Origin of the sequence: Kitasatospora sp. NPDC002965 (assembly GCF_040611255.1) — a bacterium.
Lineage (GTDB): Bacteria > Actinomycetota > Actinomycetes > Streptomycetales > Streptomycetaceae > Kitasatospora.
This window is the reverse complement of record NZ_JBEXNT010000186.1, coordinates 1-13,915: the sequence shown is the minus strand read 5'-3', so window position 1 is coordinate 13,915 and position 13,915 is coordinate 1. Positions and strand designations below refer to the sequence as shown.

General features: G+C 72.7%; 10 protein-coding genes. 6 read left to right on the top strand and 4 right to left on the bottom strand.

Going from position 1 to position 13,915, the window contains the following annotated elements; all coding sequences use genetic code 11:
- The 5 genes from glgB to pyk form a co-directional block, all read left to right on the top strand.
- The coding region (gene glgB / locus ABZY91_RS38745) for a 1,4-alpha-glucan branching enzyme (protein ID WP_355408534.1) at positions 1 to 2,287 on the top strand (2,287 nt) is incomplete at its 5' end.
- A 147-nt stretch (positions 2,288 to 2,434) separates the two neighbouring features.
- Positions 2,435 to 3,115, top strand: coding sequence for a hypothetical protein (locus ABZY91_RS38740; RefSeq protein ID WP_355408532.1), 681 nt, complete (start codon positions 2,435 to 2,437; stop codon positions 3,113 to 3,115).
- A gap of 109 nt (positions 3,116 to 3,224) precedes the next feature.
- Entirely contained in the window at positions 3,225 to 5,387 is a 2,163-nt protein-coding gene (gene pta, locus ABZY91_RS38735; RefSeq protein ID WP_355408530.1) for a phosphate acetyltransferase, read from the top strand.
- A complete protein-coding gene (locus ABZY91_RS38730; RefSeq protein WP_355408528.1) occupies positions 5,384 to 6,598 on the top strand; it encodes an acetate kinase in 1,215 nt (404 codons plus the stop codon). Before pta ends, ABZY91_RS38730 begins: the two co-directional genes overlap by 4 nt.
- A gap of 94 nt (positions 6,599 to 6,692) precedes the next feature.
- Positions 6,693 to 8,123 (top strand): pyruvate kinase, encoded by a 1,431-nt coding sequence (pyk, locus tag ABZY91_RS38725; protein WP_355408526.1) that lies wholly within the window; start codon positions 6,693 to 6,695, stop codon positions 8,121 to 8,123.
- Positions 8,124 to 8,217: 94 nt separating this feature from the next.
- On the opposite strand, the gene ABZY91_RS38720 is transcribed toward pyk, so the two are convergent.
- The 4 genes from ABZY91_RS38720 to ABZY91_RS38705 form a co-directional block, all read right to left on the bottom strand.
- Positions 8,218 to 9,747: a hypothetical protein gene (locus ABZY91_RS38720; protein WP_355408524.1), complete on the bottom strand. Its 1,530-nt coding sequence runs from the start codon at positions 9,745 to 9,747 to the stop codon at positions 8,218 to 8,220.
- Positions 9,744 to 10,394, bottom strand: coding sequence for a DUF6114 domain-containing protein (locus tag ABZY91_RS38715; protein WP_355408522.1), 651 nt, complete (start codon positions 10,392 to 10,394; stop codon positions 9,744 to 9,746). The genes ABZY91_RS38720 and ABZY91_RS38715 overlap by 4 nt, the downstream gene beginning before the upstream one ends.
- 130 nt (positions 10,395 to 10,524) lie before the next feature.
- Positions 10,525 to 11,190, bottom strand: a complete 666-nt coding sequence (locus ABZY91_RS38710; RefSeq protein WP_329882985.1) for a DUF6230 family protein — start codon at positions 11,188 to 11,190, stop codon at positions 10,525 to 10,527.
- 635 nt (positions 11,191 to 11,825) lie between these two features.
- Complete coding sequence (locus tag ABZY91_RS38705) at positions 11,826 to 12,821, bottom strand: tetratricopeptide repeat protein (RefSeq protein WP_355408520.1); 996 nt, start codon at positions 12,819 to 12,821, stop codon at positions 11,826 to 11,828.
- Between the two features lie 503 nt (positions 12,822 to 13,324).
- Between ABZY91_RS38705 and ABZY91_RS38700 the strand changes: the two genes are divergently transcribed.
- On the top strand, positions 13,325 to 13,885 hold the full coding sequence (locus tag ABZY91_RS38700) for a TetR/AcrR family transcriptional regulator (RefSeq protein WP_329883200.1): 561 nt from the start codon (positions 13,325 to 13,327) through the stop codon (positions 13,883 to 13,885).
- Positions 13,886 to 13,915: the final 30 nt, after the last annotated feature.

Here is a 13,915-nt window from a genome sequence, read left to right as displayed (position 1 = left end):
CTCGGCCGGGCGCCCGGCCGGCACCGGGACCACCGACCGGGCGGGTGCCGCCGCCGAGGCCGCCGCACCGTCCGGGGCACTGCGGCTGCCCGAGGCGCCGCTGCCGCCCGCCGAGGTCGACCGGCTGGTCGGCGGACAGCACCACGACCCGCACTCCCTGCTCGGCGCCCACCCCGTGCACGGCGGCACCGCCATCCGGGTGCTCCGCCCGTTCGCCGAACGCGTCGTCGTCGAGACCGCGCTCGGACCCGCCGAGCTCACCCACCAGCAGAGCGGCCTCTTCACCGGACTGCTCCCCGGCGCCGGACCCGCCGCGTCGGACCCGGTCGACTACCAGTTGCTGGTCAGCTACCCGGGCATCGAGCCGATCCGCCAGCACGACGGCTACCGCACCCCGCCCACCCTCGGGGACCTCGACCTCCACCTGATCTCCGAGGGCCGGCACGAGCAGCTCTGGCAGGCCCTCGGCTCCCACGTGCGCACCGTCGACGGGGTCGCCGGCACCGCCTTCGCCGTCTGGGCGCCGAACGCCGCCGGGGTCCGCCTGATCGGCGACTTCAACCACTGGGACGGCTCCGGCCACCCGATGCGCTCGCTCGGCTCCTCCGGCATCTGGGAGCTGTTCGTGCCCGGCCTCGGCGAGGGCACCCAGTACAAGTACGAGATCCGCACCCGGCAGGGCTGGATCCTCGACAAGGCGGATCCGCTCGCCCGCGCCGCGCAGATCCCGCCCGGCACCGCCTCGGTCGTCACCACCTCCGCCCACCGCTGGCAGGACGACGAGTGGATGGCCCGCCGGGCCCGCACCGCACACCACCGCGCCCCCATGTCGGTGTACGAGCTGCACCTGGCGTCCTGGCGCCCCGACCTCACCTCGTACCGCGCCATCGCCGAGGAACTCCCCGGGTACCTCAAGGAGTTGAACTTCACCCACGTGGAGCTCATGCCGGTCATGGAGCACCCCTTCGGCGGCTCCTGGGGCTACCAGGTGTCCGGCTACTACGCGCCCACCGCCCGGCTCGGCACCCCCGACGACTTCCGGCACCTGGTCGACACCCTGCACCGGCACGGCATCGGCGTCATCGTCGACTGGGTGCCGGCGCACTTCCCCAAGGACGACTTCGCACTCGCCCGGTTCGACGGCGAGCCGCTGTACGAGCCCGCCGACCCGCTGCGTGCCGAGCACCCCGACTGGGGCACCCTGGAGTTCGACTACGGCCGCGTCGAGGTGCGCAACTTCCTCGTCGCCAACGCGGTCTACTGGTGCGAGGAGTTCCACATCGACGGCCTGCGGGTCGACGCCGTCGCCTCGATGCTCTACCTCGACTACTCGCGCGAGGGCGGCGCCTGGACCCCCAACCAGTACGGCGGGCGGGAGAACCTCGACGCGGCCTCGTTCCTCCAGGAGATGAACGCCACCGTCTACCGCCGCTGCCCCGGCGTCATCACCATCGCCGAGGAGTCCACCGCCTGGGACGGCGTCACCCGGCCCACCGACAGCGGCGGCCTCGGGTTCGGACTCAAGTGGAACATGGGCTGGATGCACGACTCGCTGGTCTACATCGGCAAGGAACCGGTGCACCGCAGGTACCACCACAACGAGATCACCTTCTCGATGGTGTACGCCTACTCCGAGAACTACATCCTGCCGATCTCGCACGACGAGGTGGTGCACGGCAAGCAGGCCCTGGTCTCCAAGATGCCCGGCGACTGGTGGCAGCAGCGCGCCAACCACCGCGCCTACCTCGGCTTCATGTGGGCCCACCCGGGCAAGCAGCTCCTCTTCATGGGACAGGAGTTCGCCCAGGGCGCCGAATGGGACCACGAGCAGGGCCCGCAGTGGTGGGTGCTCGACGAGCAGTGGCCCGCCCACCAGGACCACCTGGGCGTCCGCCGCCTCGTCCGCGACCTCAACCGCCGCTACCTCGACGCCCCCGCCCTCTGGGAGCTGGACACCACCCCGGACGGATTCCGCTGGCTCGACGGCGGCGCCGCCGAGGACAACCTGCTCTCCTTCGTCCGGTACGCCGCGGACGGCACCCCGCTGGTCGCCGTCTGCAACTTCTCCCCCGTGGTCCGCCACGGCCGCCGCGTCGGCCTGCCAGCCCTCGACGGCCGCGACCAGCTCTGGGAAGAGGTCCTCAACACCGACGCCGAGACCTACGGCGGCAGCGGCATCGCCAACTCCCGCCCCGTGAAGTCCGAGCCCGTCGAGTGGAACGGCCAGCCCCGCAGCGCCGAACTGGTCCTCCCCCCGCTCGCCACCCTCTGGCTGCGCCCCGTCTGACGCTCCCGGCGGGTGCCGGCCCCCGGGCCCGGCACCCGCCACCGCGGCGCGGTCGCGCCCCGCGGCAGGGGCCGTTGTGCCTGGCGGCGGTGGCCCCTAGGCTCCCCCGGGCGGTTACCGATCGTCGGCGGCTGGGGGGCCTCGCGCGTGGCAACGTTCCTGGGGTGGGCCTACGTTCTGCTGCCCCCGGCCTGCTGGGCGGTGCTGGCGCGCACCCGCACGACCGGAGCGGCGGTCGGCGCCGTCCTCGCCGGCCTGGCGGCCGTCCCGGTCGGACTGGAACACGGCTGGTTCCACAGCCGGGCCACCGCCGAGTCCGAGGCCGGCTATCCGCTGGCCGCCGGCCTGGTCGTCCTGGCCGGTGCGCTGGTCGAGCGGCGGCGGTGCGGCCCCCGGCCGTCCCCGGAGTACAGCCGCCCGGTGGCCGTCGCGACCCTCGCCACCGCCGCCCACAGCCTGATCGGCCTCGTCATCGGCCTCCTCTACCAGCTGGCCGTCCACGAGCCGTACTCCCCCGCCCGGGCCGAGTTCTCGCTGCCGGCCGGGCTCACCGTCGAACGCGACAGCGGCGAGGATCCCCGCTGCGCCCTGCACTTCTGCGTCCGTGAACTCACCCTCGGCAGCCCCGAGGGCCTGCCCGGCTCCGAGGTGGGCCGCCGGGTGCGCGAACGGCTCGCCGCCGACGGCTGGCGGCCCGGACCGAACGACACCCTCCGCCGCCGGCACGGCTGGCTGCTGGACAAGCGGGTGACCGTGCTCCGCCTCGACGAGCTCGACCGGGGAGCCGTGGTCGAGCTCGTCGGCCCGGACCGCTTCTCGCCCCTGTGACCTTCGCCCCTTGCCGGGGTACGACCACTCTGCTCGCGGACGGGCGTTCAGGGTGCGAAGGTATGGTCGATATGACCACTTTCTGAGACGACGGGACGGAGAGAGCCACGTGGCGCGCAGCGTGTACGTGACCGGGATCGACCGGGGGGACGGGCGACAGGCGGTGGAGCTCGGGGTCATGGAGCTGCTCACCCGCCAGGTGGACCGGGTCGGGGTGTTCCGTCCGCTGGTACACGCGCAAGCGCCCGTGGGAGCGGCTTCCGGCCGCCCGGCCGGGGGAGAGCCCGGGTCGGACCACGTGGTCGAGCTGCTGCGGGCCCGGTACCGGCTGGACCTGCCGGCCGGCGAGCTGTACGGGCTGACGTACGAGGAGGCCGCCGCGCTCCAGGCCGCCCAGGGACAGGACGAGCTGGTCTCGGTCCTGGTGGACCGGTTCCGGGCACTGGAGCGGCGCTGCCAGGCCGTACTGGTGCTGGGCACCGACTTCGCGGACACCAACATCCCGGACGAGCTGGCCTTCAACGCCCGGCTCGCCAACGAGTTCGGCGCCGCCGTCCTGCCGGTGGTCGGCGGGCACGGCGAGGACGCCGCCACGGTGGTCGCCGAGGTCCGCAACGCCCACCGGGCCTACACCGACCTGGGCTGCGAGACCCTGGCGATGGTCGCCAACCGGGTCGCACCGGGCGCCAAGCAGCCGGTCCAGCGCAAGCTCACCGAGAAGCTGCCGATCCCCGCGTACGTCATCCCCGAGGAGCCGGCGCTGGCCGCGCCGACCGTCGCCCAGCTGGTCGAGGCGACCGGCGCCGAGGTGCTGATCGGGGACGCCGCGGGCCTGGCCCGGGACGTCCGCGGCTTCGTCTTCGGCGGCGCCATGCTGCCGACCTTCCTCGACGCGCTGACCGAGGGCGCCCTGGTGGTCACCCCCGGGGACCGCGCCGACCTGGTGATCGGCTCGCTGGCCGCGCACGCCGCCGGCGCGCCGCCGATCGCCGGCGTGCTGCTCACCCTCGGCCAGCACCCGGGGCCGAACGTGATGGCACTCGCCGCGCGGCTGGCCCCCGGCACCCCGGTCGCGGTCGTGCCGGAGGGCAGCTGGCTCACCGCCGCCGCGCTCACCCACCTGGAGGGCAAGCTCTCCGCAGCCAGCCCGCGGAAGGCCGACATCGCCCTCGGCCTTTTCGAACTGCACGTGGACACGGCCGAGTTGACCAACCTGATCGAGGTCGGCCGGTCCGAGCGGGTGACCCCGATGATGTTCGAGCACGCGCTGCTGGAGCGGGCCCGGGGCGCCCGCCGGCACGTCGTGCTGCCGGAGGGCACCGAGGAGCGGGTGCTGCGCGCCGCCGAGATCCTGCTCCGCCGCAACATCTGCGACCTCACCCTGCTCGGCGAGGTCGACGCCGTCCGCCGCAAGGCCGCGGGCCTGAGCATCGACCTCCCGGCCGAGAACCCGGCCGCCGACCGCGCCCAGGTCCGGATCGTCGACCCGACCACCAGCCCGCTGCGCCGCCAGTTCGCCGAGCTGTACGCGAAGCTGCGGGCGCACAAGGGGATGACCGTCGAACTGGCCCTGGACGTGGTCACCGACGTCTCCTACTTCGGCACCCTGATGGTCCAGGAGGGCATCGCCGACGGCATGGTCTCCGGCGCGGTGCACTCCACCGCGGCCACCATCCGGCCCGCCTTCGAGGTGATCAAGACCTCGCCGGGCGCGGCCATCGTGTCGAGCGTCTTCTTCATGTGCCTGGCCGACAAGGTGCTGGTGTACGGCGACTGCGCCGTCAACCCGGACCCGGACGCCCAGCAGCTGGCCGACATCGCCATCCAGTCGGCCGCCACCGCCGCCCAGTTCGGCGTCGAGCCGCGGGTCGCGATGCTGTCCTACTCGACCGGCACCTCCGGCTCGGGCGCGGACGTCGACAAGGTCCGCAAGGCCACCGAACTCGTCCGCGAGCTGCGCCCGGACATCCTGGTCGAGGGGCCGATCCAGTACGACGCGGCGGTCGACGCCCACGTCGCGGCCACCAAGCTGCCGGGGTCCGAGGTGGCCGGCCGGGCCACCGTGCTGATCTTCCCGGACCTCAACACCGGCAACAACACCTACAAGGCCGTCCAGCGCTCGGCCGGCGCGGTCGCCGTCGGCCCGGTGCTCCAGGGGCTCCGCAAGCCGGTCAACGACCTCTCGCGCGGCGCGCTGGTGCAGGACATCGTCAACACGGTGGCGATCACCGCCATCCAGTCCCAGGAACGCCGCGAAGGAGCAACGGCATGAGTGAAGGTACCCGCGTCCTGGTGCTGAACGCCGGCTCCTCGTCGGTCAAGTACCAGCTGATCGACATGCTGGACGGCGCCCGGCTGGCCTCCGGGCTGGTCGAGCGGATCGGCGAGGCCGGCGGCCGGCTGGTGCACACCCCGCGCGGCGGCGCCGAGCGGGAGAGCGTCCAGGCCTTCCCCGACCACGGCGCGGGGCTGAAGGCGGTCGCCGAGGAGCTGGCCGCCGACGGCCTCGGGCTGGACTCCCCGGAGCTGGCCGCGATCGGCCACCGGGTGGTGCACGGCGGCCTGCGGTTCACCGAGCCGACCGTGATCACCGACGACGTGCTCCGGGAGATCCGCCGGCTGATCCCGGTCGCCCCGCTGCACAACCCGGCCAACATCACCGGCATCGAGGTGGCCCGCGCGCTGCGGCCGGACCTGCCCCAGGTGGCCGTGTTCGACACGGCCTTCCACGCCTCGATGCCGGAGCACGCCGCCCGGTACGCCGTGGACAAGGAGGTCGCCGACCGGCACCGGGTGCGCCGCTACGGCTTCCACGGCACCTCGCACCAGTACGTCTCGCGGGCCACCGCGCGGCTGCTCGGCAAGGACCCGGCCGAGGTGAACGTGATCGTGCTGCACCTGGGCAACGGCGCCTCGGCGTCGGCGGTCGCGGGCGGCCGGTGCGTGGACACCTCGATGGGGCTGACCCCGCTGGAGGGCCTGGTGATGGGCACTCGTTCGGGTGATATCGATGCGGGCGTGGTCTTCCACCTGCACCGGGTCGGCGGGCTCTCGATCGACGAGATCGACGACCTGCTCAACCGTCGCAGCGGCCTGCTGGGCCTGTGCGGCGACAACGACATGCGCGAGATCATGCGCCGCTCGGAGGAGGGCGACGAGGACGCGCGGCTGGCGTTCGACGCCTACATCCACCGGCTGCGCAAGTACATCGGCGGCTACTACGCGGTGCTCGGCCGGGTGGACGCGATCGCCTTCACGGCGGGTGTCGGGGAGAACGCGGCACCGGTCCGGGCGGCCGCCACGGCCGGCCTGGACGGGCTGGGCATCGCGGTCGACCCGGAACTCAACTCGGTACGCTCGCGCGAGCCCCGGCTGATCTCCCCCGAGTACGCACGGGTGGCGGTCGCCGTCGTGCCCACCGACGAGGAGTTGGAGATCGCCCGGCAGGCCTTCGCCCTGGTGCACCGGTCGTCCGAAAACTGACCCCCCGTCGTCTCGCTCCCCGGAATCCTTCGTCGGCGATTCCTCTCGATTCGGGCCGAATGCACCTATAACACGAACGGATAGACTGATCGATATGCGCCGAGCGAAAATTGTCTGCACCCTGGGTCCGGCGACGGACTCCTACGAACAGCTGAAGGCCATCGTCGAGGCGGGCATGAACGTCGCCCGACTGAACATGAGCCACGGCACCCACGCGGACCACGAGGAGCGGTACCGCAAGGTCCGCCAGGTCTCGGAGGACACCGGCAAGGCCATCGGCGTCCTGGCCGACCTCCAGGGTCCCAAGATCCGTCTGGCGACCTTCGCCAACGGCCCGGTGACCGTCGACAACGGCGACGAGTTCACCATCACCACCGAGGACGTCCCCGGTGACCAGCACATCTGCGGGACCACGTACAAGGGCCTGCCCGGCGACGTCAAGGCCGGCGACCCGATCCTGATCAACGACGGCGTCATCGCCCTGGAGGTCGTCAGCGTCGACGGCCCGCGGGTGCGGACCGTGGTCGTCGAGGGCGGCGTGCTCTCGAACAACAAGGGCATCAACCTTCCCGGCGCGGCCGTCAACGTGCCCGCGCTGTCCGAGAAGGACAAGGACGACCTGCGCTTCGCGCTGGAGCTGGGCGTCGACATGGTCGCCCTCTCGTTCGTCCGCAACGCGGCCGACGTCAAGGACGTCCACGAGGTCATGGACGCGGTCGGCATCCGGGTGCCGGTCATCGCCAAGATCGAGAAGCCGCAGGCCGTCGAGGCCATGGAGGAGATCGTCCTCGCCTTCGACGCCATCATGGTCGCCCGCGGTGACCTGGCCGTCGAGTACCCGCTGGAGCGGGTGCCGCTGGTCCAGAAGCAGCTCATCACGCTGGCCCGCCGGAACGCCAAGCCCGTCATCGTCGCCACCCAGATGATGGAGTCGATGATCCACGCCTCGCGCCCGACCCGCGCCGAGGTCTCCGACGTCGCCAACGCCATCCTGGACGGCACCGACGCGGTCATGCTCTCCGCCGAGTCCAGCGTGGGCAAGTACCCGATCGAGACCGTCCGCACCATGAGCCGGATCTGCGAGAAGGCCGAGGAGGAGCTGCTCTCCCAGGGTCTCCAGCCGCTCAACCCGGGCCGCAAGCCGCGCACCCAGGGCGGCTCGATCGCCCGCGCCGCGTGCGAGCTGGGCGACTTCCTCAACGGCAAGGCGCTGGTCGCGTTCACCAAGTCCGGTGACACCGCGCGCCGGCTCTCCCGGTACCGCTCGCCGATCCCGGTGATCGCGTTCACCCCGGACAACGCCACCCGCAACCAGCTCTCGCTGAGCTGGGGCGTCGAGGCCCACGTGACCGAGCAGGTCGGCTCGACCGACGAGATGGTGGCCCAGGTCGACGGCGAGCTGCTCCGCATCGGCGAGCTGGCCGAGGGCGACACCGTCATCGTCACCGCCGGCTCCCCGCCCGGCGTCCCCGGCAACACCAACATGGTCCAGGTCCACCACCTCGGTACCCGCAGCGACAAGTAGTCCCCCCGCACGACGCCCGTGGGGCGGCTCCTCCGGTCGGAGGGGCCGCCCCACGGGCGTTCGGTGCCGGTGTCCGGGCCGGAGCCCGCCCGGGCTACTTCGCGTTGCCCACGTACGGGGTGTCGTCGTTGTAGAGCTGCATACCGGGGATCGTCAGGGTGCCGCCGAACTGGCCGGCCTGGACGGCGGTGACGCCGGTCAGCTCCAGCCAGAGCGGCAGTTGGAGCTGACCTATCAGGTCGTACAGCCACTGCGGCAGGGGCCCGTCCGGCGTGAGGGTGAGCTCCCCCAGGTCGATCGGGATCGGCAGGCCCAGCACCTTGGACAGGTGGCCGGAGAGCCGCTCCACGTACATGGTGACGGTGCCGCTGCGCATGGTCGAGACCGAGCCGGGCGCGCCCTTGACGTGGAAGGTCTTGTCGTTGCCCTCCAGCGTCGACATGTGCAGGTTCTCGATGTCGACGCTCTCGACCTCGAACTTCAGCACCCGCTTGGTGCCGGTGGGCGTCTGGACGTTGACCACACCGAGCAGCACCGCGTGGTTCAGCACCAGCCGGGAGGTCTGCAGGGTCCAGTTCTGGTCCGGGACGAGGATCGGGTTGTCCGGCGGCTTGCCGGCCGGGTTGAGCGCCTTGGTGTCGACCAGGCAGTTCGGGTCCTTGGTCGGCGTGGCCGAGGCCGAACCGGAGGGCGTCGGGGTGCCCGGCGCGGAGGACCTGGCCGGGGCCGACGGCGAGGAGCTCGCCCCGGAGCCCGCGGAGGAACCGGCGGTGGGCTTGGTGGAGGGCTTGGCGGCGGGCTTGGCCGAGGCCGAACCGCTCGGTGCTCCGGACGGTGCTCCGGACGGGGTGCCGCTCGGGACACCGCTCGCCGTACCGCTCGGGGTGACGGGCGCAGGCGCGGTGGCGGTCGGCGCCGGGGCGGTCGGTGCGGTCGGGGCGGGTCCGGTCGGCGAGGGCGCGGGGGCGGCCGGGGCCACCGCGTGGACGCCGGCGGACGGCGCCGCGGTCGGGCTCGGCGCACCGCCCGGGCGGACCAGGTCGATGACGCCCCCGACGATGTCGTCGATGAGCCCGGCCCGGGTGGCCCCGCCCGCGGTGCCGGCGGTCGCGGCCGGCGGCGGGGTCGCGGCCTTCGGCTGAGGTGCCGACGGCGCGGCACTCGTCGCCGCGGCGGTCGGCACGGCAGTCGGCGCGGCGGCCGGCGGGACGGCCGGCGGGACGGCCGGCGTGGGGACGGCCGTCGGGGCCGTGACCGGCGCACTCGCCGGCGGGGTCGCCGGGGCGGTCGCCGGCGCACTCGTCGGGGCGGTCGCCTCGGGAAGCGGGACCGACGGGCCCGGGATCGGCGGCGGCAGCTCGCTCTTCGGGACGGGCGTCTCGGCCACCTTCGGCGGCAGCGGCGCGGCGTCCGGCGCGGTGGCGCACGGCTTGCTCGCCGAGGTCTCGGCGATGGCCGAGCCCGGTGTGTAGGCGGCGGCCATCAGCAGGGCGGTCGGTACCGCGGCCATCGCCAGCGCGCGGCCGCGCAGGCGGATCCGGACGGGTGTCCGGGGCGCCGCGTGCCGGGCGGAGCGCGGGGCGGGAACGACGGGATCACCCTGCCGCTCGTCGGGCTCGGTCACCGAACCTCCTTGGGCTCGCCGGCCTGCGGCGGAACGGTTCCCTCGACGGCGGGCCCGGCCGGGCCCCCGACCGACGGTTCGCCCTGGGCGGGGACGGCCGGGAGCGGCGCGGTGACGGCCTCGGTGGCAGTCCTCTCGGCGGCGAACGGCCCGGCGGCAGTCGCCCCGGCGGCAGTCGTCCCGGCGGTCCTCTCGGCGACGCCCTGGTCGGCACCCGGGTCGACGGCCTCGACCGTCGCCTCCGGCACCGCCGCCCAGGCCATCATCAGTCCGCCGCCGATGAGCCCCGGCAGCAGGGCCAGGCCGAAGCCGGCCAGGTTCGAGACCGGGATCGAGACGAGGGTGAGCAGCGTGGTGGCGACGCCCGCGAAGATCCGCACGGCGGGCTGGAACCAGGCGGTGAAGCCGAGCAGGATCAGCAGCACGCCGATGATCAGCGAACCGGCGCCCGCCGTGGTCGACATGGCGATGGTGACGCCGCCCAGCGACAGGTTCGCATAGGGGAAGTACAGGATCGGGACGCCGGCGATCATGGCCAGCAGACCGCCCCAGAAGGGCCGGGTACGGCGGAATTCGCGGAAGTTCCGCCAGAGCCATCCGACCGGGTTCCGGTGTTCGGGCCGAGCGTCGGCCGTTGCGCTGGACATGGTGCAGCTCCTCGATGTCTCTACGAGGGAGAAACAGTGGCGTGGGGCCGGGAACGGCGGTCGCCCGCCGCCCCCGGCCCTGAAGGACCCCTCACTCGGGTGCGCCGACCGGCGCACCGTCAGACGAGGCTCAGAAGCACTCGTTGCCCGGGCCGTCGCCGCTCTTGAGCTTGAGGCTCAGACCGTTGAGGACGAAGGTGCCGGCCGACGTGGCGCGTGCGACCTGCTCGACGCCGGTGAGGTCGGCCTCCCTGGCGGCCTGGGCGAAGCCGACGGCGCCGGTCGGAAGCTTCTTGCCGGCTTCCTTGAGGGCCGGGTGGCCCTTCCAGCCCTGGGTCGCCGAACCGGTGAGGGTCGAGGCGTCCTGACCGATGTTGATGTCGGTGAACTTCGCGTCGGCCTTCAGCTGCTCCAGGTCGATCAGCAGGTTGTGCGCGGTGACCGGCTTGTCCTTGTCGGTACCGGCGTTCAGCTGGAGGGTGATCTTGCCGAGGCCGAGCGCCGAGAGGTCGGTCACCACCGACTGGCAGAGGTTCTCGATGATGGCGTCGTCGAAGGCCGAGACGGCGACCGGGTGCGGCGTGCCGTTGGCCTCGATGTCGACCGTGCCGAACTGGGCGAAGTTGGTGCCCTTGAGGTGCGAGGTCTTCACCTTGAACTGCTGGCCCGAGATGCTGAACGACGCCGCGAGCGCGCTGTTGGCGATCGAGACGCCGACCATCGCGGTGGCCGCGACGCTCGGCACCATCACCAGGGCGAAGCGCTTCCAGCGGGTCTTGCCGTGGGTCTGGGACATGCGTGTCCTCCTATCGGACGTACATCTCCGGCTCCCCGGCGGTGCGTCCCGCACCGGTGGGGGCCTGGGATGGGAGAGAGCTACGTCCTCGGTAGCGGAGAGCGCCGTGACAACACGGGCGATCCCCCCGAGCGACAACCAGTGACCGCGCGGGCAGCGCGGCCTGACGAAGGACAGGAACCGCCGTGGGACCGCGGATACCCCCCTGCCTTCATGCCGACGGCCGGGGCCGACGGCTGCCCGGTGGGGATCCCCCGCTCCGTCGTCCCCGGCCGGCTGCCGGGAGTTGGAGTGTGGGGACCGGGCGTGCCGATGCTGCTCGAATCCCGGGCTGAGCACAAGAGGTTCATTACTGACGGGTAATCCAACATCGGACGGCGATGATCATGGAATCAGCCACATGAACACGCAGAGTCACGAATTGAAGGAATCGTGACGGCGAAATCCCCCGGAAACATCAGTGAAACACCCGTGGACGGTCACATGTCGTGACCGTCCACGGGTGTTGTCAAGATTTGGTAAACCTCTGGCGCGGCGACCGGATTGTCGCCAAATCACCAGCGGCACCGCAGGTCGTCCACCGTGCCGGAACAGCGGCCTCCGGCCCGCCCGGCGGGGCCCGGAACGACAGGGCCTCAGAAGAGCACGCGCGCCAGTGCCTGGCGGGCCGCCGTGACCCTCGGGTCCTCGGTGCCGATGACCTCGAACAGCTCCAACAGCCGGACCCGGACGGCGTTCCGCTCCTCGCCGAAGGTCCTGCCCACCGTGTTGACCAGGCGGCCGAACGCGTCCTCGACGTGCCCGCCCACCAGGTCCAGGTCGGCCGCCTGCAGCTGCACCTCGACGTTCTTCGGGTCCGCGGCGGCCGCGGCCCGGACCGCCTGCAGGTCCAGACCCTCCACCCGGCGGAGCAGCTCCGCCTGGGCCAGGCCGAGCTTCGCCTCGGTGTTGCCCGGCTGCTCGGCCAGCACGTTCTCGTACGCCTGGACGGCGCCGCCCAGGTCGCCCCGGTCCAGCGCGTCGTGCGCCGCCGCCAGGGCCGGGTCCTCGGGCCTGCCCGGCGCCTCGGCGGACTCGCCGCCGCCCGGCAGACCGGCACCGCCGACGATGCCGAAGCGCTGCTCGGCGACCAGGATCAGCTGGTCCAGCACCTTGCGGACGTTGGCCTCGTTCTCGGCGCCCTGGAAGAGGGGCACCAGCTGGCCGGCCACCACGGCCATCACGGCCGGGATGCCCTGGATGCCGAACTGCTGGGCGATCAGCTGGTTGCTGTCGACGTCGATCTTGGCGAGCACGATCCGGCCGGCGTACTCCTCGGCCAGACGCTCCAGGATCGGACTGAGCTGCTTGCAGGGCCCACACCACTCGGCCCAGAAGTCGATGACGACCGGCACCTCGGTGGAGCGCTGGACGACCTCGGTCTCGAAGGTGTCCTCGGTGACATCGATGACGAGCGGGTAGTCGGCCCCGACCGGGGCGACTCCGTCCTCCTCGGCGGCGGCCGCCTGGCGGGCCCGCTCGGCCCGGGCCTGCTCGGCCTTCTGGGCAGCTTCGCCGGCTGCCTTCACTGCGGCGAGATCGACCGCACCGCGCAGGGCGGAGCTGTTGGGACGCGAATTCCGTGGCTGCATGGCACCATCCTCCCCCGTCCGCCCTGCCTGCGGGCACCACCTTCCGGAAAACCGACCCGCGCGGGCTGCGCGGCCTCGATTCCCCCGGTGGAGAACCCGACCCCCGATAACCTGAACCGTTCGGTGCGGATCCCCATCCGCACCCGTGCCGCTCCCGTCCCACGGGGTGGCGGCGCCTGGTCGTCGTCAGCTTTCGCTACGAGTCGTAGCGTAACTGGATCGAGGGCACCCGCCGCAACCCCCGCCGGCACTCCCGCAACGTGAGCTGCCCCACTTTCCGGCTCGGCCCGGCTGACCTGGACACGGTGAAGTCGCTACCGTTACCAGCCCCACCCATGTTACTTACCGGTAAACTGCAAGGAGGCCCGGTGCCGGCCCCCCAGCCCCCCGTGACCCCGGCGCACCCGGCCCGCCCGGACGAACCTCCGGAAACCCCGGAGAACCCCGACGGCGCGACCGTCCGCGCCAAGGGTCGTCCACGCAGCGCGGCCGCCGACCGCGCCATCCTGGACGCCACCCGCGAGACCCTCGCCGACCTCGGCTGGGGCGGTCTCACCATGGGCCACGTCGCCACCCGCGCGGGCGTCGCCAAGACCACCCTGTACCGGCGCTGGCCGTCCAAGAACGAGCTGGTGGTGGACGCCGTCGCCAGCCTCTTCGACGAGCTGGTGATGCCCGACCTGGGCAGCCTGCGGGCCGACATCGAGGGCGTGGTCGCCCAGTTCGCCGACCTGCTGGCCCGACCGGAGACCCAGGCGGCCCTGCTCGCCCTGTTCGCCGAGGGCACCCGCGACCGGCAGCTGCGCCGGCGGATCCGCGAGGCGATCGTCGATCCCCAGAAGAGACTGGTCCGGCAGGGCAGGGCCGCCGCCCAGGCGCGCGGCGAGCTGGCCCCGGACTGCGACGAGAAGACCGCCGGGGAGGAGATCGACATCATCTTCGACACCATCGCCGGGACGGTCGAGCACCGGGTGCTGGTCAGCGGCGAGCCGATCACCGGCGAGTGGACCCGGCGGTTCACCAACCTGCTGCTCGGGCCGTTCCCCAGCCTGCTGGCACCCTGACGGCGCCGCCGGAGCCGTCCGGCGGCGCCC